The organism is Micromonospora tarapacensis (assembly GCF_019697375.1).
GTDB classification, from domain to species: domain Bacteria; phylum Actinomycetota; class Actinomycetes; order Mycobacteriales; family Micromonosporaceae; genus Micromonospora; species Micromonospora tarapacensis.
In genome coordinates this window covers 121,192-143,121 of the sequence record NZ_JAHCDI010000004.1, presented here as the reverse complement: position 1 = coordinate 143,121, position 21,930 = coordinate 121,192, and the positions used below count along the sequence as shown (strand labels likewise).

The 21,930-nt window shown below is 72.9% G+C and carries 16 protein-coding genes and 2 pseudogenes; 6 read left to right on the top strand and 12 right to left on the bottom strand.

Annotated elements, in window-relative coordinates; translation table 11 throughout:
- Positions 1-31: 31 nt before the first annotated feature.
- The 4 genes and pseudogenes from KIF24_RS06710 to KIF24_RS06695 all read right to left on the bottom strand — a co-directional run bounded on the left by KIF24_RS06710 (position 32) and on the right by KIF24_RS06695 (position 5,127).
- Complete coding sequence (locus KIF24_RS06710; RefSeq protein ID WP_221083289.1) at positions 32-1,141, bottom strand: ABC transporter permease; 1,110 nt, start codon at positions 1,139-1,141, stop codon at positions 32-34.
- A complete protein-coding gene (locus tag KIF24_RS06705) occupies positions 1,138-2,706 on the bottom strand; it encodes a sugar ABC transporter ATP-binding protein (protein WP_221087217.1) in 1,569 nt (522 codons plus the stop codon). Before KIF24_RS06705 ends, KIF24_RS06710 begins: the two co-directional genes overlap by 4 nt.
- 17 nt (positions 2,707-2,723) lie before the next feature.
- The gene (locus KIF24_RS06700; RefSeq protein WP_221087216.1) at positions 2,724-3,902 is read right to left on the bottom strand and encodes an ROK family protein; all 1,179 of its coding nucleotides are present in this window, start codon (positions 3,900-3,902) and stop codon (positions 2,724-2,726) included.
- A 179-nt stretch (positions 3,903-4,081) separates the two neighbouring features.
- Positions 4,082-5,127: pseudogene (locus KIF24_RS06695) on the bottom strand (YihY/virulence factor BrkB family protein).
- A gap of 487 nt (positions 5,128-5,614) precedes the next feature.
- Between KIF24_RS06695 and KIF24_RS34950 the strand changes: the two are divergent.
- The 5 genes and pseudogenes from KIF24_RS34950 (at position 5,615) to KIF24_RS06665 (ending at position 13,164) form a co-directional block, all read left to right on the top strand.
- A pseudogene (locus KIF24_RS34950) lies at positions 5,615-7,968 on the top strand (TRAP transporter permease).
- An 18-nt stretch (positions 7,969-7,986) separates the two neighbouring features.
- Positions 7,987-9,006 carry a TAXI family TRAP transporter solute-binding subunit gene (locus KIF24_RS06680; protein WP_221083288.1) on the top strand — a complete coding sequence of 340 codons (1,020 nt, stop codon included), beginning with the start codon at positions 7,987-7,989 and terminating at the stop codon, positions 9,004-9,006.
- A 59-nt stretch (positions 9,007-9,065) separates the two neighbouring features.
- A complete protein-coding gene (locus KIF24_RS06675) occupies positions 9,066-11,594 on the top strand; it encodes a sensor histidine kinase (RefSeq protein ID WP_221083287.1) in 2,529 nt (842 codons plus the stop codon).
- Positions 11,591-12,013, top strand: coding sequence for a roadblock/LC7 domain-containing protein (locus KIF24_RS06670; protein WP_230415334.1), 423 nt, complete (start codon positions 11,591-11,593; stop codon positions 12,011-12,013). Before KIF24_RS06675 ends, KIF24_RS06670 begins: the two co-directional genes overlap by 4 nt.
- 200 nt (positions 12,014-12,213) lie before the next feature.
- Positions 12,214-13,164, top strand: a complete 951-nt coding sequence (locus KIF24_RS06665) for a TAXI family TRAP transporter solute-binding subunit (protein ID WP_230415332.1) — start codon at positions 12,214-12,216, stop codon at positions 13,162-13,164.
- Between the two features lie 161 nt (positions 13,165-13,325).
- Here the strand turns inward: KIF24_RS06665 and KIF24_RS06660 are convergent, their stop codons facing one another.
- From KIF24_RS06660 to KIF24_RS06650, 3 genes are all read right to left on the bottom strand, one after another.
- The gene (locus KIF24_RS06660; RefSeq protein ID WP_221083285.1) at positions 13,326-14,285 is read right to left on the bottom strand and encodes an endonuclease domain-containing protein; all 960 of its coding nucleotides are present in this window, start codon (positions 14,283-14,285) and stop codon (positions 13,326-13,328) included.
- 351 nt (positions 14,286-14,636) lie between these two features.
- Entirely contained in the window at positions 14,637-14,828 is a 192-nt protein-coding gene (locus tag KIF24_RS06655) for a DUF397 domain-containing protein (RefSeq protein WP_221083284.1), read from the bottom strand.
- A complete protein-coding gene (locus tag KIF24_RS06650) occupies positions 14,819-15,622 on the bottom strand; it encodes a helix-turn-helix domain-containing protein (protein WP_331461023.1) in 804 nt (267 codons plus the stop codon). Before KIF24_RS06650 ends, KIF24_RS06655 begins: the two co-directional genes overlap by 10 nt.
- Positions 15,623-16,137: 515 nt before the next feature.
- Here KIF24_RS06650 and KIF24_RS06645 point away from each other — a divergent pair.
- Positions 16,138-16,476: a flavin reductase gene (locus tag KIF24_RS06645; protein ID WP_230415330.1), complete on the top strand. Its 339-nt coding sequence runs from the start codon at positions 16,138-16,140 to the stop codon at positions 16,474-16,476.
- 174 nt (positions 16,477-16,650) lie between these two features.
- Here the strand turns inward: KIF24_RS06645 and KIF24_RS06640 are convergent, their stop codons facing one another.
- The 5 genes from KIF24_RS06640 to dnaG all read right to left on the bottom strand — a co-directional run bounded on the left by KIF24_RS06640 (position 16,651) and on the right by dnaG (position 21,792).
- Positions 16,651-17,460 carry an ABC transporter permease gene (locus KIF24_RS06640; protein ID WP_221083283.1) on the bottom strand — a complete coding sequence of 270 codons (810 nt, stop codon included), beginning with the start codon at positions 17,458-17,460 and terminating at the stop codon, positions 16,651-16,653.
- Positions 17,461-17,469: 9 nt separating this feature from the next.
- Complete coding sequence (locus KIF24_RS06635) at positions 17,470-18,264, bottom strand: ABC transporter permease (RefSeq protein ID WP_221083282.1); 795 nt, start codon at positions 18,262-18,264, stop codon at positions 17,470-17,472.
- A gap of 29 nt (positions 18,265-18,293) precedes the next feature.
- Positions 18,294-19,226, bottom strand: coding sequence for an ABC transporter ATP-binding protein (locus KIF24_RS06630; RefSeq protein WP_221083281.1), 933 nt, complete (start codon positions 19,224-19,226; stop codon positions 18,294-18,296).
- 161 nt (positions 19,227-19,387) lie between these two features.
- Positions 19,388-19,927 carry a hypothetical protein gene (locus KIF24_RS06625; protein ID WP_221083280.1) on the bottom strand — a complete coding sequence of 180 codons (540 nt, stop codon included), beginning with the start codon at positions 19,925-19,927 and terminating at the stop codon, positions 19,388-19,390.
- 2 nt (positions 19,928-19,929) lie between these two features.
- Complete coding sequence (dnaG, locus tag KIF24_RS06620) at positions 19,930-21,792, bottom strand: DNA primase (RefSeq protein WP_221083279.1); 1,863 nt, start codon at positions 21,790-21,792, stop codon at positions 19,930-19,932.
- Positions 21,793-21,930: the final 138 nt, after the last annotated feature.

The window sequence follows — 21,930 nt, the reverse complement described above, 5'->3', positions numbered from 1 at the left end:
CGCTCGGTGACCCGGGTGGTGCGGCGCAGGATCAGGTGGTGGTGGTCAGCCGGTTACGCCGGAGGAACTGGGTGATGCTGCGGAACTGCACCTGCTGGATCAGGACGGCGGCGACGATGATGCCGCCCTTGACCATGTTCTGTGCCTCGGTGGAGAGACCGTTGATCGCGAAGAGGTTGGTGATGGTGGCGAAGATGATCACCCCGAGCAGGGAGCCGATGATGGTGCCCCGCCCGCCGCTGAGCAGCGTGCCACCGATGATCACGGCGGCGATCGCGTCCAGCTCGTAGAGGTTTGCCATCGCCGCCTGGGCCGAGGTGGCCTGGGCGGTGAGCATGATCGCGGCGATGCCGCAGCAGAGGCCGGAGAGCGCGTAGAGCAGCACGGTGTGCCGCTTGACGTCGATGCCGGCCAGCCGGGCGGCCTCCGGGTTGCCGCCGACGGCGACCGTACGCCGGCCGAAGGTGGTGCGGTTGAGCAGCACCCACCCGGCGGCGACCACGGCGGCCAGGATGTAGACCAGCAGCGGGATGCCGAGCAGGTCGGTGCTGGCGATGCCGTTGATGGTGCTGTTCTCCGAGATCTGGGTCTGCTTCTGGGAGATCTCGGCGGCCAGTCCACGAGCCGCCACCAGCATGGCCAGCGTGGCGATGAACGGCACCAGCCGCCCGTACGCGATCAGTGCCCCGTTGACCAGGCCGACCGCCACGCCCACGACGACCGCCGTGAAGATCATGCCGCCGGCACCGAAGTTCTGGGTGGCGACGGTGGTGCACCAGACCCCGGCCAGCGCGACGATCGCGCCGACCGACAGGTCGATGCCGCCGCCGATGATCACGAAGGTCATCCCGACGGTGACCACGCCGACCACCGAGGCGAGCTTGAGGATGCTGAGCATGTTGGCCCAGACCCAGTCCGGGTTGGAGTACAGGTCGGAGCGGGTCGCCGCGCCGATCACGAAGAGCGCCAGCAGCACCCCGATCAGGGCGAGGTTCCGCTTGGCACCCTCACCGCCGTCCCCGTGCCACCAGGAGAGCCGGCCGGTGGCCGGCCGGTGGTGCCCGGCCGCCTCGGTCTCGGCCGGGTCCACCGGCGGCGACTGCGCCGGGAGCTGAGTCGTGGTGGGCGGACTGTCGCTCATGCCGGTGCGCCTTCCATCAGAGACCCCGCCATCACGAGGTCGAGCACGCTGTCTTCGTCGAGTTCGCCGGCCGGCGCCGTACGGACGACCCGCCCCTCCCGCATCACCAGCACCCGGTCGGCCAGGCCGAGCACCTCGGGCACCTCGCTGGAGACCAGCAGCACCCCGACGCCCTCGGCGGCGAGTTGCCGGATCACCTGGTAGAGCTCGGCGCGGGCACCCACGTCCACCCCCCGGGTGGGTTCGTCGAGCAGCAGCAGCTTCGTGTCACCGAGCAGCCAGCGCCCGACCACCACCTTCTGCTGGTTGCCGCCGGAGAGGGTGCGCACCGCCCGGCCCACGTCGCGTGGGCGCATCTCCAGGCTCTCGGCGATCCGCTCCGCCTCGGCCCGCTCCCGCCCGACGTCGGTGAAGCCGAGTCGGGCGTACCGGCTGAAGGTGGCCAGCGTGACGTTGCGGTAGATCGGTTCGCCGAGCAGCAGCGCCTGGCTCTTGCGCTCCTCGGGGGCCATGCCCACGCCGGCCCGCACGGCCGCGCCGACGCTGCCCGGCCGCAGTCGCCGGCCCGACATCCGCACCGAGCCGGCCTCGGCCTGGCGGGCACCGTAGATGGTTTCCAGCAGCTCGGAGCGCCCGGAGCCGACCAGCCCGGCGATGCCGACGATCTCCCCGGCCCGGACGGTGAGCGAGACGTCCGCGAACTCGCCGGCCCGGGTCAATCCGTCCACCTGGAGCAGCTCGTCGCCGACCGTGGCACCGGCGACCCGGTCCGGGAAGACGTACTCGATGTTCCGGCCGGTCATCCGGGAGACCAGGTCGCCGGTCGGTGTCTCGCGGGCCGGCAGGTTCGCCGCGGTGGTCCGGCCGTCCTTGAGCACGGTGACCCGGTCGCCGACCTCGCGGATCTCGTCCAACCGGTGCGAGATGTAGATGACCGCGATGCCCTGCGCGGTCAGCTCGCGGACGATCCGGAAGAGGTTGTCCACCTCGTCGTGGGCGAGCACGGCACTCGGCTCGTCCATGATGATCAGCCGGGCCTCGTGGGAGAGTGCGCGGGCCATGCTGACCACCTGCTTGCCGGCCGCCGGCAGTGCCCGCACCATCCGGCCCGGCGGGATCTCGGCGTGGCCGAGCCGGCCGAGGATCTCGCGGGTCCGGCTGGCCATGTGGGCCCGGCGGATGAACCCGAAGCGGCGTGGCTCGTGCCCGAGAAAGGCGTTCTCCGCCACCGAGAGGTCCTCGACCAGGTCGAGTTCCTGGTAGATGGTGGCGATCCCGGAGCGCATCGCGGCCTGCGGGTCGGCGAAGGTGACCGGCTCGCCCTGCCACTCGACGCGCCCGGAATCCGGCCGGTGCACCCCGGCGAGCACCTTGATCAGGGTGGACTTGCCGGCGCCGTTCTGCCCGAGCAGGCAGTGCACCTCGCCCGCGCGTACCTCCAGTTGCACGCCGTCCAGCGCCCGGACGCCCGGGAAGGTCTTGACCACGTCGGTCAGGCGCAGGACCACCTCACCCGCGGCGGTGTCCCCGGACGCCTGGACCGGCGGAGCGCCGTTCCCGCTCATGCCCTCTCCGTTCTCACTCATGCCGCCTCCCCGAAGGCCAGATCGCTGGCGAGCACGGCGGCGCCGGCGACCCCGGCGCGCGCGCCCAACTCCGACAGCACGACCGGGAGGTTGCCGGTTGCCAGTGGCAGCGAGCGGCGGTACACCACACTGCGGATCTCGGCGAGCAGGATGTGCCCGAGTTGGGCGAGCCCGCCGCCGATCACAATCATCGATGGATTGGTGAAGCTGACCAGCCCGGCGAGGACGCCGCCGACCCGCCGCCCGCCCTCGCGGATGAGCTGGATGCAGGTCACGTCCCCCTCGACGGCACCGGCGGCGACGTCGAGGGCGGTGACAACGCCGTTGGCTTCCAGGCGTTCGACCAGGGCGGGCGAGGTGCCGGCCCGCGCCGCGGCGCTGGCGTCCTTGGCCAGCGCGGCGCCGCTGAAGAGTGCCTCCAGGCAACCGGCGTTGCCGCAGGAGCAGGCCGGCCCCTGCGGGTCGACCTGGATGTGGCCGATGTCCCCCGCGCACCCGTCGATGCCGCGGTAGACCTCGCCGCTGAGGTAGATCCCGCACCCGATGCCGGTGCCGATCTTGACGAAGAGGAAGTCGTCGACCGAGTGCGCCACGCCGCCGTGCCGCTCACCGATCGCCATGATGTTGACGTCGTTGTCGACCACCGCCGGGCAGCCGTGCTCGCGGGTCAGCAGCTCGCGGACGGGGAAGCGATCCCACCCGGGCATGATCGGCGGGGAGACGGGCACCCCGTCGCGGAAGCTGACCGGGCCGGGCACGCCGATGCCGATCGAGTCGAGCCGCTCGTAGACTCCGTCCACCCGGGCCTTGTGCAGCAGTTCGTTGACGCGCTGGAGGATGGCCTTCGGCCCGGACCGGATGTCGGCCGGCTCCGCGTACGCCACCACCGGTTCCAGCCGGCCGTTGACGACCTCGACGTCGATGGAGCTGGCGCCGAGGTCGACGGCCGCGAAGCGCAGGTGCGGGCTCAGCTCGACCAGGGTGGAGCGGCGCCCGCCCCGCGAGGCGGCCTTGCCGGCCTCCGCCGCGTAGCCGAGACCGACCAGCCGGTCCAGCTCGGCGAGCAGGCGTGGCCGGGGCATCTCCAGCCGGTCCGCGAGTTCGGCCCGCGACAGCGCTCCCTCGTCGCGGAGCAACCGCAGCAGCCGGACGTGCAGGGGGTCGGCGGTGTGCACGCTCACCTCCCACGGGGCTCGTTCACGCCGATGAAATAACGACGTGTGGTGCCCGACACAGTAGGAGGCTTCGGCGTGTGCTGTCCAGACCTTAGAACGATTTGACGGCAACTTTTGCCCGAACTAGCAAAAGTTATGCGGAGGTCTGGGCCTTTCCTGCGGTTCTCCTGTTCGGGAGGTCAGGGACGGCCCGGATCATCACCCTTCGCGCGCAGCTTGCGGTCGTCGCGCAGTTCGACGTACGGCTCCTTGTCGGCCGGGCGCAGGCCGCCCGCGATGGCCCGGCCGCGCGCCAGTTCGGCGTCGAACTCGGCGCCGAACAGGATCGCGATGTTACTGAGCCAGAGCCAGACCAGGAAGACGATCACACCGGCGAGGGCGCCGTAGGTCTTGTTGTACGAGCCGAAGTTGCCGACGTAGAACGCGAACAGGCCGGAGACCAGCAACCAGATGACCACGGCCAGCACGCCGCCCGGACTCACCCAGTGGAAGCCGCCCAGCCGGGCGTTCGGCGACGCCCAGTAGAGGATCGCGAACATCAGGCTGACCAGGACCAGCAGCACCGGCCACTTGGCGATGTCCCACACCGTCACGGCGGTCTGACCGACCCCGAGCGCGGCGCCGACCTGCTCGGCGAGTCGGCCGGTGAAGACCACGATCACCGCGCTGGCCAGCAGCAGTACGCCGATCACCGCGGTCACCCCGACCCGGATCGGCAGCGTCTTCCAGATCGGCCGCCCCTCCGGCACGTCGTAGATCGCGTTGGCGGCACGCATGAAGGCGCCGATGTAGCCGGAGGCCGACCAGAAGGCGGCCAGCAGACCGACGATCGCGGCGATGCCGGCCAGTCCCCCGTTCTGCTGGGCCTGGGTGATGGCGGCGTCGATGATCTGCCGGATGTTCTGCTCGGGTACCGCCTCCGCGACGGTGTCCCGGACCCCCGGGTGGCCGACGGGCCGAGCAGGCCGAGCAGCGAGACCAGGACCAGCAGGCCGGGAAAGATGGAGAGCACGCCGTAGTAGGTGAGGGCGGCGGCCCAGTCGGCCAGGCTGTCGTCGCCGAACTCGCGCAGCGTCCGGCGCATCGCCGCCGTCCAGTCGCCACGCGACAGCCCGGTCGGGCGCGCCGGGGCGTCCGGGTCGGCACCCGGCCGGTCGCCACCGGCGTACGGGGTGCCCCGCCCCGGGTCGTGCCGGTCCGGCCGGGAAGACTCCTCTGAGGCCATCGCCCCTCCTCTCAAACTCGCGGTGATCGCCCTCGACACATGCCCTGCCGCCGGTGTCGGGTAACCCCCCACCGGGATCCCGCTCCGTCCGGCGCCGGCCACCCGATCCCGCCCCGCCGACGGGCCGGAAATTGTGCGAGTGGATTTCCCATCGGGCGGTTGCGGCGCCAAATGGGATCGGATCCCCGATCGAATGAAGTTCGCGCCCCGACCACGGAACGAGGGCGTCGACCGAGCCGCATCACCACCCGACCCTCGGCAGCAATGTATACGTAGAGTGATGTCTCAAATCCAGATTATCGCCCCCAGATGTGACATCGAACCTGCCCTATATCGCCCGAAAGCGGGCATAGGTTGCCGCGTTCGTGATCACCCCGCCGGTACCCGATCGGCACGTCCGCGCCAATCGTGAGAGCTATTCTGAAACATTCACTCCGGGGAACGACTCGAACGAATTGAAAGTCACTCAGCGAAGTGACGGCCGACAATGTCCCCCGACGCGGAGTCGATTCGCGTATTGTCCCCCCTCGTGTCGGCTATCCGATTCACCGATGATTCCGGAACCGAGCGTCACGGCGCATCCGCCCGGGTGGCGGAGGCCGAGCCGGCGGCGACGTCGCCCGCCGCGGAGGCCGAGCCGGCGGCGACGTCGCCCGCCGCGGAGGTCGACCCGGCCGCACTCGCCGGGCGGTTCGAGGAGGAGAAGCCCGGCCGGGCGCTCAGCGGGCCGGTCGCCCTCGTCCTGACCGCCGCGACGTTGGCGATCGCCCTGTTCGCGCTCTGGCAGGTGTTCCGGCCGCTGGCCCAGGGCAGCAAGTACTACCTGATCTTCTTCCTGGCCGGTGTGCTCCCGCTGGTCTTCCTCGCCTACCCGGCCGACCTGCGGTTGCCCGGCCGGCTGGGCAAGATCGCCACCGGCCGGGCCACGACGCCCAGTGCGGCCCGCCGGGCCACGACGCCCAGTGCGGCCCGACGGGCCACGACGCCCAGTGCGGCCCGACGGGCCACGACGCCCAGTGCGGCCCGACGGGCCACGACGCCGGACGCGCCCGACAGCGCGGCGGCCCGCCGCCGCGGTCCGAGCCGGGTCGACCGGGCGCTGGCCACCGCCGCACTGGTCGCCTGCCTGTACCCGGTGCTGCCGATCCCGCTGGGCGGCGGTGGTGGCGGCTACGACGCCTTCCTCGACCGGCAGGGCCTGCTGGCCGGCATCGACGTGGCACTGGGCACCGTGCTGCTGCTCCTGCTGCTGGAGGCGTGCCGGCGCACCACCGGCTGGATCCTGCCCGCGGTGTGCCTGGTGTTCCTCGGTTACGGCTACTACGGCGGGCTGCTGCCGCAGACCTGGGCGGTGGCCCACGCCGGCCTGGACTTCGGGCAACTGGTCGATGCCTTCTACAACTCCGACAGCGGCTTCTACGGCACTCCCCTGGACGTGGCGGCCACGTACATCGTGCTGTTCACCATCTACGGAGCGGTGCTCGACCTCTCCGGCGCGGGCCGGTTCTTCGTGGACCTGTCCGCCGCCGCGTTCCGGCGTTCACGTACCGCCGCGGGCCGCACGGCGGTCGCCTCCGGCTTCCTGCTCGGCACCGTCTCCGGCTCCGGCGCGGCGACGACCGTCAGCATCGGCGCGGTCACCTGGCCGATCCTGCGCCGCGCCGGCTACCCGCGGAGCGGGCGGGTGGGATGCTGGCCGCGGCCGGCGTGGGCGCCATCCTCTCCCCACCGACGCTCGGCGCGGCGGCCTTCATCATCGCCGAGTACCTGGGCGTGTCCTACCTGCGGGTGCTCGGCTGGGCGATGGTGCCGACGGTGCTCTACTACCTCGGCATCGTGCTCTCGGTGGAGATCGACGCGCGGCGGTCCGGAGTACGACCGGCGACCCTTGCGGCCGGTTCCGCGGGGCGGCTGCTGGCCCGCTCCGGATACCACTTCGCCTCCCTGTTCGCCATCGTCGGCCTGCTCGCCGCCGGCCTGTCGGCGACCCGCGCCGTGGTGCTGGCCACCCTGCTCGCGATCGCGCTGTCCTTCCTGGACCGGCAGCACCGGCTGACCCCGTCCCGGCTGGTCGCCGCCCTCTCCGGCGGCGTACGCGGAGTCCTGGCGGTCACCGTGGTCTGCGCGTCGGCCGGCGTCATCACCGCCACCACCACCAAGACCGGCCTCGGCCCACAGGCCGCGGCGCTGCTGGTCGACGCCGCGAGCACGGTCAGCTCCGAGCCGGCCGTGGTGCTCGCGCTGACCGCGCTGCTCGCCGCCGTCGCGCTCAGCCTGCTCGGGCTGGCCGTCCCGGTCACCGCGTCCTTCGTGATCGGCTGGGTGATCATCGGCCCGGCCCTGCTCGACCTCGGCGTCGCCGCTCCCGCCGCGGCGATGTTCGTCTTCTACTTCGCGGTGCTGTCCGAGGTGTCACCGCCGACCGCGCTCGCCGCGGTCGCCGCCGCCGCGGTCACCGGCGGCCGGCTGGTGCCGACCATGTGGCACACCCTGCGCTACGCGCTGCCGGCGTACCTGATCCCGCTGGCGTTCGTGATCACCCCGACCGGGCTCGGTCTGCTCGGCATCGGCGGCCCGCTGCGCATCCTCGTCGCCACCGCGGTCACCGCGCTCGGCGTCGCGGTGCTGGCCGTCGCGGCCGGCGGCTGGCTGCCCGGCGTCGGCCCGGCGGGCCTGCCGGAACGCCTGCTCGGTGCGACCGCCGGGCTGACGCTGCTCTGGCTGCAACCCGTGCCCGTCGCGATCGGCGCCGTGCTGGCCGGCGTCATGGCGGTGGGCGTGCTCGTACGACGCGGATCCGCCGGCCCCTCCGGCGGAACGCGGGCCGGTTCACCGGCATGACCTGAGAAGGGAGTCAGTGTGGGACGGATCAACGTGCGGCTCGTGGCAGGGATGGGGGCGCTCGCTCTCGTCGCGGCCGGCGCCGCCGGTTGCGGCGGCCGTCAGGGCGTCGCGGCCACGGACGACGCGGCGAGCGCCGTCACCTGCGAGGTGGCCGAGAACACCCGGGTCGGCATCGCCACCGGCAACGCCACCGGCGTCTACTACGTCGTCGGTAACGCCCTGGCCGGGCAGCTCTCGGGGAGCACCGGCGGCCGGCTCACCGGCACCGCGGCCGAGACCGGAGCGTCGGTCCAGAACATCGAACAGCTCGTCGGCGGCCAGTACGACGTGGCCTTCTCGCTGTTCGACACCGCCGTCAACGCGGTGGAGGGCAAGGGCAGCTTCACCGCCCCGCAGCCGGTCGAGGCGCTGGCCCGGATCTACGACAACTACACCCAGGTCATCGTCCGGGCCGACGCGGGCATCGACTCGGTGTCCGACATGAAGGGCAAGAAGATCTCCACCGGCTCCCCCAAGTCCGGCACCGAGGTCATCGCGCAGCGCCTGCTGGAGGCGGCCGGCCTCAACCCGGCCACGGACGTCCAAGCCCAGCGGCTGGACCTCACCAAGACGGTCGAGGGCATCAAGGACGGCACCGTCGACGGCTTCTTCTGGTCCGGCGGCCTGCCCACCGGCGGCGTCACGGACCTGTTCACCACCGCCGGTGACAAGGTGAAATTCATCGACATCACGCCGTTGCTGCCCAAGATGAGCGAACTGAACCCCGCGTACCAGGCCGGCACGATCGGCCGGGACGTGTACTCCACGGTGGCGGACACCCCGACCATCGTGGTCCCCAACGTGCTGCTCGTCCGCAAGGATCTCGACGCCGACGTGGCCTGCGCCATCACCCGGACCGTCTTCGAGAAGAAGGACGCGCTGGCCCAGGCCAACCCCGCCGCGAAGGGCATCGCCCTGGAGACCGCCCGCCGGACCGACCCGGTCGGCCTGCACCGGGGTGCGGCCAAGGCGTTGCAGGACCTGGGCGCGAGCTGACCGACGGCGACCGGGCCGGGCCTCACCCGGCCCGGTCGCCCCGACCTCGGGAGACCCCCGTGCCGCTGTCCTCCCTGGCCCGCGTGCGCCGGCACAACCGTCCAGCCGGTCACACCGGCCGGCTGTGGTCCGTGCGTACCCAACTGCTCGCGCCGATCCTGGTCGCCACCGTCGGCCTGCTCGTGCTCGGTGCCATCCAGACCGGTAACGCCCTGGCCGACTCGACCGACGCCGAACGCGCCAGAGTCCTGGCCGGCACCGCCACCGCCACCGTCTCGCTGGTGCACGAACTGGAGCGGGAACTCGGCGAGACGGCGGCGCTGCGTCAGCGCGGCGGGACCTCCGGCCGGCAACTCGTCGACGCCCAACGGCAGCGGGTCGACGAGGCCACCGAACGCTACCGGTCCGCCAGCACCGAGGCCCGCCGGGCCGCGCCGGGCCTCGGCCGTGGCCTCGACGCCGTGACCGAGCACCTCGGCCAGCTCGACGAGGCCCGCGTCGCCGCGCTCGGCGCCGGGACCGGCGATCCGCTCTACGTGGCCCTGGTGGAGTCGCTGCTCGCCGTCGCCGACGCGCTGCCCGCCCAGCTGCGCGACCCCGAGCTGGCCAACCGGGCCCGGGAGGTCGCCGCCGTCGCCGCTCAGGAGCACCTGTCGTCGCTGGAACGCGACCTGCTGCGGGCCGTGTTCCTCCGGGGCACGCTGGCCCCGGGCGAACTCGCCCAACTCGGCCAGCTGCGCGGCGCGCAGGAACAGCGGCAGGCCGAGTTCTCCCGGATCGCCGGGGAACGCGCCACCGGCGCGTACACCCGCCTGATCGCCGGCAGCGACGTCTCCACCGCCCGGCGGATGCGCGACAGCGCGTTGAACGCCGACACCGAGCCGGCCGCACTCGCCACCGACGGCGACGCCTGGTACGTCGCCCAGAGCGGCGCCATCCGCCGGTTCAACCTGCTCGGCCGGGAACTCTCCGACGAACTCGACCGGCGCGCCGTCGAGCTGGCCGCCGACGCGCGGCAACGGGCCCTGCTCACCGGCGGTTCCACCGGCGCGCTGGCGCTGGCCTCGCTGACCGCCGCCGCGTTGCTGGCGGTACGCACCAGCCGCCGGCTACGCCGGCTGCGGGTGGCCGCGCTCACCATGGCGCACCGGGAGCTACCCGAGCGGATCACCGCGATCTCGGCCGGTGACAGTGGCCACGTCGATGGGCCGGCGTCGCGGCTCACCGCGGGAATCAGCCGTGGGCGCGACGAGATCGCCCAGGTGGCCGAGGCCTTCGACACGGTCAACCGGGCCGCGCTGCGGCTCGCCGGCGAGCAGGCCGAGCTGCGGATGGACGTCACCCGGATGGTCGAGGCGCTGGCCCGCCGGATCCGCACGCTGATCACCCGGCAACTGCGCCTGCTCGACGACTTCGAGCAGGAGGAGACCGATCCGGACGCCCTGGCCCGGCTCTTCGCGCTCGACCACCTCGCCGCCCGGATGCGACGCAACGGAGAGAACCTGCTGGTCCTCGCCGGCGGTGAACCCGGCCGGGCGCACGACGGGCCGCACCTGCTGGCCGACGTGGCACGCGGCGCCGCCTCGGAGATCGAGGAGTACACCCGGGTCGAGATCGACGTGCCCGCCGCCGCGGTGCACGGCTCGGCGGTGGGCAACCTGGTGCACCTGCTGGCCGAGTTGCTGGAGAACGCGACCTCCTACTCATCGCCGCAGACGCCGGTGCACGTGGACGGCCGTCGTACGGTCGACGGGGTCACCCTGCGCGTTCACGACCAGGGCATCGGCATCGGCGAGACCCGGCTGGCCGAGATCAACGAGCGGCTGCGCGCGCCGGCCGTCCTGTCCAGCGCGGCGGCCGGCAGCATGGGCCTGCACGTGGTGGCCCACCTGGCCGCCCGGCACGGCATCCGGGTGCGGCTGCACAGCGCCGGCGCCGGCACCGTGGCCCAGGTGGAGGTGCCGGAGGCGATCCTCACCCGGGCGGAGGAGGTCACCGGCCGCCCGGCGGCAGGTGCCCGCCCGGCTCCGGCGGCAGGTGCCCGCCCGGCTCCGGCGGCAGGTGCCCGCCCGGCTCCGGCAGCGGGTGCCCGCCCGGCTCCGGCGGCAGGTGCCCGCCCGGCTCCGGCAGCGGGTGCCCGCCCGGCTCCGGCAGCGGCCGGCGCCTGGTTCCGGACCCGGAACGGCGCCGCCGGATCCGGCGTCCCGTCGCGGGTGGCGGTGGGCGCCGGGTCGGACCCCTTCAACGTCCACCTGGCACCGACGATGGCGCTGCCGGTGGTGCCGGCCGGTGCGGCGAGCTGGCCGCCGGCCCAGCCCGGCGGACCCCGCCGACCTGGCCAGGGCCGGCCGAGGGCCACTCGGCCCGGCGGCCCGGCACCGGCCACCCGGCGGAGGCCACCACCGCCGGTCTGCCCCGGCGGGTACACGGTGGCCGGTTGCCGGCCGAACTGCACGACGCACCTCCGCCGCAGCCCACCACCGACCTGCTCGATCCCGAGGTGGTACGCGCCCGGCTGTCCGCCCTCTCCGCCGGGGTGGCCCACGCGATGCGACGTAACCAGCAGACGAACGGGAGACCCTAGATGATGCCCAACGGCAGACCCGGCCTCGACTGGCTCCTGGCGAACTTCGCCGAGCAGATCCCGGACGTCTCGCACGCCCTCGCCGTCTCCGGCGACGGACTGCGGCTGGCGGCCTCGCCACACCTCTCGACCGACCAGGCGGACCAGCTCGCCGCCGTGATCAGCGGCCTGGCCAGCCTGACCGTCGGCGCCGCCCGGCTGATGTCCGCCGGCCGGGTCCGGCAGCAGATCGTCGACATGGACGGCGGCGTGCTGCTGGTGATGGCAGTCGGTGACCGCGCCCTGCTCGGCGTGCTGGCCGCCGCCGGCTGCGACCTCGGCCAGATCGGCTACGAGACGGCCACGCTGGTCCAGCGGGTCGCCGAGGCGCTCGAACCGGCGGCCCGGACGTGGGCGGACCACCCCGGCGGAGTGCCGGCATGAACGGCCCGCAGCTGGCACCTGACCGCGTCGGGGGAGCCGACCCGACCCGACCCGTCACGCGAACCGACGCGACCCGACCCGTCACGCGAACCGACGCGACCCGGCCCGTCACGCGAACCGACGCGACCCGGCCCGTCACGCGGACCGACGCGACCCGGCCCGGGCGGCACGACAAGGTCAGCGGAGGTCGGGGTCCGCGGTTGCTGGCGGCGCTGGTGGCGGTCGCGCTTGTCACCGGCTGCGGTGCCGAGCGCGCCCCGGAGGCTCGGCCGTGGCACGACGGGCGCATCTTCCTGGCCACCGGGAACACCACCGGGGTCTACTACCAGCTCGGCGGCGGCTACGCCGACGTCATCAGCCGCCACCTGCCCGGTTACGAGGCTCGGGCCGAACCGACCGGGGCCTCGGGTGAGAACATCACCCGGCTGGTCGACGGCGACATGGAGATCGGTTTCAGTCTCGCCGACACGGCGGCGGACGCCGCCGCCGGCCGTGGCGCCTTCAACGGACGCCCGCAACCGGTCCGGGCGCTGGCTCGGGTCTACAGCAACTACACCCACGTGATCGTCCGGGCCGAGGCGCAGATCGCCGGCCTCGCGGGGCTGCGCGGCAAACGGGTCTCCACCGGCTCACCGAAGTCCGGCACCGACGTCATCGCCGGCCGCCTGCTCAGCGCCGCGGGGCTGGACCCGGACCGGGACGTACGCCGAGCCCGGCTGTCGCTGCCGGAGACGGTGGCCCGGATGCGCAGCGGCACGCTCGACGCGATGTTCTTCTCCGGCGGGCTGCCCACGCCCGGCATCGCCGACCTGCTCACCAGCGCGCCGGACCGGTTCCGGCTGCTGCCGGTCGCCGACCTGATCGAGCCGCTGAGCGCCACGCACGGCTCGGTCTACACCACCGCCGAGCTGCCCCGCGACGCCTACGACACCCCGTCGGGCACCCCCACCGTGACGGTCGCCAACGTGATCCTGGTCAGCGCGGAGATGCCCGACGAGCTGGCGTACGGCCTGACCCGCCTGCTCTTCACCTACCAGGCCGACCTGGCCGTGGCACATCCTGAGGCGCGCAACTTCGACCGCGAGTCGGCCGCCACCACGGACCCCATCCCGCTGCACCCCGGCGCCGCCCGCTACTACCAGGGCGGCTGACCCACGCACCGCTGACCCACGCACCGCAGACCCACCCACCGCTGACCCACCCACCGCTGACCCACCCACCGCTGACCCACCCACCGCTGACCCACGCACCGCTGGCCGTCGCGAGATCTTGGACATTTTCCGTTAGTACCTAACGGAAAATGTCCAAGATCTCAGTGGTTCGTGGCGTCGGGTTGCCAGCCGGCGGCCAGGAGAGCGCGGCGGACCGTGTCGGCGACCTGCTCGGGGTGCGCCCGGACCAGCCACGCGGGGAACCGGAGGATGCGTTCCCCTGCGGTCCAGACGTCGTTCTGCCGTCGCATGTCCGCCGTCCACTGGCGCACCTCCATGTGATGCGCTCCGTCGATCTCCGCGTGCACGCCCCACTCCCGCCAGTACGCGTCCAACCAGCGTGTCCGGCCAGCCGCGTCGGTCCGCCGCTGTTGCAGGTCGGGCCGGGGCAGACCGGCCCGACGGCAGAGCCGGACGAAATCGATCTCACTCAACGCCTGAGCGCCACCGGCGATGTCGTCGATGGTCTGCCGGATCAACAGCCGTCGGGGTGCGCGGGGCAGCACGTCCAGCACGGCGGCCAGTTCCTCCGGCAACACCCGCCGCTGCTGGCAGCCGGCAGCGAGCGCCTCCTGCGCCACGCGCGGCGAGGGCGCCCACCCGGCGGCGTCGACAAGTGCCCGCGCGGTGGTCGTCCGAGGCGGGCGGCCGACCTGGAGATGCGCGGCAGGCAGGACCGATGTCCGGTGCACCACGACGGCGACCATGTCGATCGGCAACTGGCGCAGGATGGTCCGCCCGGCCCGACGGGGCGCCGGCACGAGCACGTGCAGGGGCTCGGGTCGCAGGCCGCGTACCCCGGCCTCGGTGGCGGCCGTGGCTCCCGCGAGGACCGCACCGGACCCGGCGGTGAGGACCGCGACCCACAACTGCTGATCCCGGGTCAACCGGCCGTTGCCGGTCAGCAGCAGGCCGCGACCGATCGAGCGCCACCGCCCGGAGCGCACCAGCCCGCGTACGGTGCCGTCGGTCAGCACGGTGCGGGCCTGCGCGCCGGTGACCACGCCGGCCTGCTCGAAGGCCAACCACTCCAGCGCCCCAGCCGCATCATCGGGAACCATCCACCGACCGTGATCGCCCCGTCGGCATCACACCACCAGATCTTGGACAGTTCCCGTTAGGACCTAACAGAAAATGTCCAAGATCGGCGTTGATAGCGGCGGTTTCGGGGTGTCGCGCAGCGACGGCCGAGGCCGGGGGCGCCGCCGGTGGGGCCGAGCCGTGGGGCCGGGGCGCCGCCGGTGGGGCCGAGCCGTGGGGCCGGGGCGCCGCCCGTGGGGCCGAGCCGTGGGGCCGGGGCGCCGCCCGTGGGGCCGAGCCGTGGGGCCGGGGCGCCGCCGGTGGGGCCGGGGGCCGAGCCGTGGGGCCGGGGCGACCAGCGGTCAGGGGACCGTGGGCGGGTCGGGCGGTGGCTACGGGCGTATGGGGAGGCGGGTGAGGAACGTACGCCACGCGCCGGGTGGGAAGGCCAGCGCCGGCCCGGCCGGATCCTTGGAATCGCGGACGGCCACCACGCCGGGCAGGTTGTCGGCCACCTCCACGCAGTTGCCACCCTGCCCGTTGCTGCGGGTGCTCTTGCGCCACCGGGCGCCGGTCAGCTCCATGATTCCGCCACTTCCATGATCAGGTCGAGGGACTGCTGCTGCGATAGTGCCTCACCACGGATCGACTCCCAAACCTCGACCATCTGCCGGACGTAGTCGGCGCGGTCGGTCACCTGCCCGTGCAACTGTCCCTCCTGGTAGACGACGTCCTCCCCGTGCGGTGGGGTGGCGATCACGAAGGGGCCGTTCATGCCAGGGTAGGCCCCGGCGGAGAGCGGCACGACCTGGATCCGGACCCGGGGCAGCGTCGTGCCGAGCTTCACCAGGTGTCGCAACTGCTCGCCCATCACCGCCGGGCCGCCGATCCGGCGGCGCAGCACGTACTCGTCGATGACCACGCTGAGCAGCGGCGGCCGGTCGCGGGTCAGCACCGCCTGGCGATCCAGTCGGGTGGTCACCTGCTGCTCGATCTCGTCCGGCCCGAACAACCCGCCGCCGGACAGCAGCGCGCGGGCGTATCCCTCGGTCTGCAACAGGCCCGGCACGCAGAGCGGCTCGAACGAGCGCAGCGCGGTGGTCTCCTCCTCGATGCCGGGCCAGTCGCGGAACCACGGCACCACCACCTCCCGGCTGATTCGTCGCTGGATGCGCTCGAACCGCCCGCCCGCACCGAACACCGTGTCGCAGCGGCGGGCGAAGTCCCGGCTGGGCTTGCGTTCGCAGGTCTCCACCTTGGCCACCAGCGCGGCCGAGTAGCTCAGCGCCTCGGCCAGCGCGCTCTGCGACAGGTCACCGTCGGCCCGCGCGAGCCGTAACTCCTCGGCGAAGTGCTCCAGCATGGACGAGCGTTCCACGGACACCCTCCGTACATCCTCGTACCGCATCGGGACCGGCCGTGGACGCGCTGGTCGTCACCGTGCCGGGCCTCCCACCGTAGTCGCGTCCTCAGCAGACTGTCACGCAGCGGAACCGCTCACGGGAACGGACGGCGGGCGGAACCAGGCCGGGGCGCCGGCACACCCGACATTCGGCCGGCGCCCCTTCCACTCGACGGAGGCTTCATGCGAATCAGATTCTGGCGGTGCCGGCCCCCGGCGACACCCGCACCGCTGCCCCGGCGCACGCGGAACACCCGCCCGCTGCCACCGGCCCCGTGGCAGGACCTGACCGACCAGGCCACCTCAACCAGCCCGGCACCGGACAGCTCCGGCCAGCCGCCGCAACGGAACGGGCCAGGACCAGGGGCGCGACCCGCATCGGCCGCAAGCCACCCCGCGCACCCGATGCCGTCGCAGCGCACCCCGGGTCGCCCGAACTGGGCTACGGCTCCGACCCAGGTGTTCCCGCTCAACGGTCCGGGGCGACCGGGATGGCTCACCCGGGCGCAGGAGTGGCGGGCGAACGGAGGCCGCTGGTCGCCGTCGCCCGGGGGCAACCCGTCGCCTCGGGACGGCGAGCCGGGGTGGCGCTGATGCCCCGCTACCGGCCGCATCTCGCGGCGCGGCCGTCCTGGCGGTGCCGGGTGTGCGGGGCCGCGTGGCCGTGCTCGCCGGCCCGGCTGGCGTTGCTCGGTGAGTACCGGGAGAACCGGACCGGCCTGCTGATTCACCTCGGCACGATGATGTACGACGCGGCGGGCGACCTCAGCGGCCAGCACCCGCCGGGCGTCCTGGCCGACCGCTTCCTCACCTGGGCCCGAGCCCGCTGAGGCGCCACGCTGAACGGTGGCACTCCTGCTGCTCGACACGCCGGCCCGAGGACACCTGGAGTGCCACGAATCGCCCGCTGCCCGAGACGCCCCACCCGGGGGCACCGTGCGCGAGACGCCCCACCCGGGGGCACCGTGCGCGAGACGCCTCCGTCGGGCGCTGGCGGGCCTGGGCTACTGGTAGAGCAGCCGGCCCATCCGGCGGGACGCGACCAGCAGGCCGGCTGCCAGCATCGCGAGCAGATAGAGCACGTCGAGCGTCCAGCTCCAGCCGCCGACGTCGACGGTCAGCGCCCGGATCAGGTGCACCGCCCGGTAGAGCGGTGTCACCTCGACCAGCCAGCGAAGCACCGCCGGGTACGTCTCGGCGGGCACGAAGGTGCCGGAGAAGAGGAAGAGGACGAACTGCGCCGAACTCATCAGGTCGAAGTCCTGCCAGCTGCGCATGAACGTGGAGGCCGCCATGCCGAGCGCGCCGAACGCGAAGCCGACCAGCACCGCCGCCGGGAACGCGGCGAGCGCGCGGGCCGGGGTGGTCAGCTCCATCACGACCATCACCACGAGGAACGCGGCCGAGTAGGCACTCCCCCGCAACATCGCCCAGGCCAGCTCGCCGAGGGCGATCTCGAACGGCTGCACCGGGGTGGCGATCACCCCGTCGTACAGCTTCATGTACTTCATCTTCCCGAAGAAGTTGAAGGTGGTCTCCGCCAGCGCGCCGGTCATCGCGGACGAGGCGAGCATGGCCGGGGCGACGAAGGCCGCGTACGTGACGACCGCACCGCCGGGCAGCGTCAGGTCGCCGATCAGCGCGCCCACCCCGACGCCGATGGACAGCAGGTAGAGCAGCGGCTCGACGAAGCCGGAGATGAGCAGCAGCCAGTAGACGGACTTCAGGGCGGCGACGTTCCGCTCGGTGACCGACGCGGATCGCCGCGACGCGGCCGAGACGTCGACCAGCCGGGGCAGCACCAGAGTGACCATGACCCTCTCCTAGACGACGAGCCGGCGGGCGAAGACGCGGCGGGCGAGCAACCATCCCCCGGCCGCCCAGGCGGCCAGGTAGCACAGGTGGCCCGCGACCGACCACTGCGGGGCGACGCCGAGCACCGCCGCCCGGCACAGGTCCACGGCGTGCCAGAGCGGCGTGGCGTACGCGAGCCAGCGCAGCGCCAGCGGCAGCGACTCGACCGGGAAGAACACCCCGGCGAACAGGGTCATCGGGATCACCGCGAAGCGGAACAGCATGGCGAGCCAACTGTCCGAGTCGACCGACGCCGCGTACGCGAAGGTCGGTGCGGCGACGGCCAGCGCGAGCAGCGCGACCACCGGCACCGCCAGCACCGCCCACGGCGACCGCAGCGCCCCCAGCACGCCGGTCACCAGAAGGAACGCGATGATGGAGGTCAGCACCCGGAACAGCACGAACGCCAGGTGGCCGGCGAGGATGTCGCCCACCCGCAGCGGAGCCGAGCGCTGCCCGAAGTAGATCTTGCTCCACTGGAGGTTGCCGAAGACCGGCCACGTCGACTCGCCGATCGCCACCTGCAACGCCGTCGAGGCGAGCAGCCCTCCGACGACCCACTCCAGGTAGGAGACGCCACCGACACCCTCGCCGATGTACGCCCCGACGCCCACCCCGAACCCGAGCACGGTCAACGTGGGCAGCAGGAAGGACGAGAAGGCGCCGGCCCGCCAGGTGCGCCGATAGCCCACCAGGCGGTATTCGAGCACCGCCAGCGCCGGCACCCGCGGCAGGGCGGGTCGGTCCCGCGTCGGTTGTGTCATCGTGATCTTCCCCCGTTGCGCTGCGTGGCTCAGTCGACCAGGGTGCGGCCGGTGAGGTGCAGGAAGACGTCCTCCAGGCTGCTGCGCCGGACCAGCACGTTTGTCGGGTGCAGGCCGAGCGCGGCGACCTCGGCCACCGTCGCGTCACCGTCGGGGACGTAGACCAGGATCCGGTCGGGCAGCACCTCGATGCGCTCCCCCAGGGCGTCCAGCTTGCCGGCGAACGCCTCCTGCGACTCGGCGGCGAACCGCAGTTCGACCACCTCGCGGGTGGCATGCCGCTCGATGAGCGCGCGCGGTGACCCCTCGGCGACGATCCGGCCGCCGTCCATCACGACCAACCGGTCGCAGAGCTGCTCGGCCTCGTCCATGTAGTGCGTGGTGAGCACCAGCGTGACGCCCTGCTGCTTGAGCCGGAACAACCGTTCCCAAACCAGGTGCCGGGCCTGCGGGTCGAGGCCGGTGGTCGGCTCGTCGAGCAGCACGATGTCCGGCTCGTTGACCAGTGCGCGGGCGATGGTGAGCCGGCGCTTCATGCCACCGGAGAGCGGCTCGACCTTGCTGTCCGCCCGGTCGCTGAGCTGCACGAAGTCGAGCAACTCGGCGGCCCGCGCCCGGGCCACCCGGCGTGGGATGCCGAAGTAGCGGGCGTACGTCGTCAGGTTGTCCCGGACGGTCAGCTCCGGGTCGAGGTTGTCGAGCTGCGGACACACGCCGAGACGGGCCCGGATGGCGGGCCCGTCCCGCACCGGATCCATGCCCAGGATGCGCAGCTCTCCGCCGCTGGGCGGCGAGGTGCAGCCGACCATCCGCATGGTGGACGACTTGCCGGCACCGTTGGGCCCCAGGAAACCGAACGCCTCACCCGCGCAGACCTCCACGTCGATGCCGTCGACGGCAATGAAGTCGCCGAACCGCTTCACCAACCCCCGTGCCCGAATGAGCGATCGCCCCGTAGTCACCCCCGGACCCTAAACACCCGCCCCGACACTTCCCACCGGATTACCGCGCCGATCATGGAGTTGTGGCGCCTGACAAAGAGGGCAATACGCCTGATTTCCGGCGCCACAACTCCATGATCGCCGGCGAATGGGCGGGCGAATGGGCGGGCGAATGGGGGAGGTCAGAGGTTCTGAGGGGTGGTGGTGGTGGTGCGGGCTGTGGCGACTAGGCGGTTGGTCTCGGTGAGGACGTCGGGGGTGTCGGTGGGGGTGCCGGGGGTGTAGTGGACCGTCCAGGTCAGACCGTCGCGACCGGGCACCCGGCGGCCGACGATCCGGCCGGATCCGCCGGGCAGCGCGTGGTGCTGGGTGTACGCGACGGAGCGGGTGACCCGGGTGCGTACCTGGTGCGGCAGGTCGGCCGGGTCCAGCAGGAGGTACCGCTCGGCCGGCAGGTCGGCCACCACCAGGTAGCCGTCCCGCTCGGCGACCTGCTCGCCCGGGGTCACGGTCAGCTCCCGGCCCGACCAGACGGCCTTGACGATGTCGTGCCAGCCGATCCGGTGGCCCCGGCCCGGCAGCCAGAGCCCGAGGCTGGTGGCGACCACCACCCCGTCGCCCTCGCCGTTGCCGGCGGCGGCCCAGGCCAGCACCCGTTCGTCGGGCGCCATCGGCGGCCGGTCTGCCGGTGGCAGCTTCGGCCGGCGGCGGAAAAGGTTCATCTCTACAGCCCTCCCGCCGCCTGCTCGCGCAACGCGCGGGCGTGCTGCTCCAGCGAGAGCAGCTCACCGAAGGCGGCGAAGTACTCGTCCTTGTTGCTGACCGGGTTGATCCGCTGGATCCGCGACTTCAACTCCCGGACCCGCGCGGTGACCGACCCCCACTGCAACTGGGCCATGGTGACCGAGACGTACCTCGGGTCGGGCTCGCCGTCGATCCGCAATGGTTCCACGGCCAGCTCGCCGACCAGCGCCCGGGCCGCGAGATCCGCACAGGCGTCCCGGACCGACTCGATCCACACCGCGCCACCGGCCGCCGTGGCGGCACCGCCGGCCGCCGCGAGCGCGGCGCGGACGGCCGCGTGCACGGGGTGCCGGTAGTCGGCCTCCTCGACCGCGTCGAACATCGGCCCGGCCAGCACCGGCTCCTGCAACGCCAGCTTGAGCGCCTCCCGCTCGACCATCGACTGCGGGCTGTCCACCGCCGGTTCGCCGCGGGCGGGACGCGCCGGCCCGTCCGCCGGTCGGCCCGACGCGGCGGCCAGCACCGCCCGCTGCACCGGCTCGATCTCCATGCCGAGGTCACCGGCGAGCTTGCGGACGTACTCCGGGCGTTTCTCCCGATCCTTGAGCTTGGCCACCAGCGGGGCGGCGCGGCGCATCGCCTCGACCCGGCCGTCGACGGTTTCCAGGTCGTACCGGCTGATCACGTGGCGCAGCGCGAAGTCGACCAACGGCTCGCGGCGGGCGACCAGGTCACGGACCGCCAGGTCACCCTTTGCCAGGCGCAGCTCGCAGGGGTCCATGTTGTCGGGGCTGACCGCGATGAAGGTACGCCCGACGAAACGCTGGTCGTCCTCGAAGGCCCGCAGCGCGGCCTTCTGCCCGGCGGCGTCGCCGTCGAAGGTGAAGATGATCTCACCGGCGACCGCGTCGGTGTCGAGCAGCAGCCGGCGCAGCACGCCGATGTGATCGCCACCGAACGCGGTGCCGCAGGTCGCCACGGCGGTCGGTACGCCGGCCAGGTGACAGGCCATCACGTCGGTGTAACCCTCGACCACCACCACCCGGCCCTGCTTGGCGATCTCGCGCTTGGCCTGGTCGATGCCGTAGAGCACGTGGGACTTCTTGTAGATCGGCGTCTCGGGGGTGTTCAGGTACTTCGGGCCGTCGTCGTCGGCGAAGAGCTTGCGCGCGCCGAAGCCGATCACGTCGCCGGCGAGGTCGCGGATCGGCCAGAGCAGCCGGCGCCGGAACCGGTCGATCAGGCTGCCCGAACGGGCCGGCCGGGACAGCCCCGCGGTGACCAGCTCGTCGTGACTGAAGCCGCGCTGGCGCAGGTGCCGGGTGAGCGGGTCCCAGCCGTCGGGGGCGAACCCGCAGTCGTACCGCTGCGCGGCGGCCCGGTCGAAACCGCGCTCGGCCAGGAACTCCCGGGCGGTACGCGCGCCGGCCGTGGTCAGCTGGGCGGTGTAGAACTCGACGGCGGCGGCGTGCGCGGCGACGAGCCGCTGCCGCTGCCCCTGCTGCGGGCGGTTCACCCGCGGCGCGGACCGGTCGTCCGCCACGTACCGCAGTTGCAGCCCGGCCCGGGCGGCGAGCCGTTCCACGGCCTCGACGAAGCTGAGGTGCTCGGCGTCCATCAGGAACTTGATGGCGTCGCCGCCGGCACCGCAGCCGAAGCAGTACCAGACGTTGCGGGCGGGCGACACGTTGAACGACGGGCTCTTCTCGTCGTGGAACGGGCAGAGCCCCTTGAGGTTGCCGCCGCCGGCCGACTTCAGCGTCACCGTGTCGGAGATAACCTCGGCGATGGACGTGCGCTCGCGGACCAGCGCGATGTCCTCGTCCCGAATCCGCCCCGCCATGCCGCCACCCCCTCGCACCTACATCCTGCCCTGCCGGCCCGACGGCCCGCGCCCGGGAGGGGCCGGTGGTGGCGGCGACCGCGACGCGCCGAGGGTCGTCGGACGGTGCTGCCCGTACCGCGCCGGCACGGCAGCCGG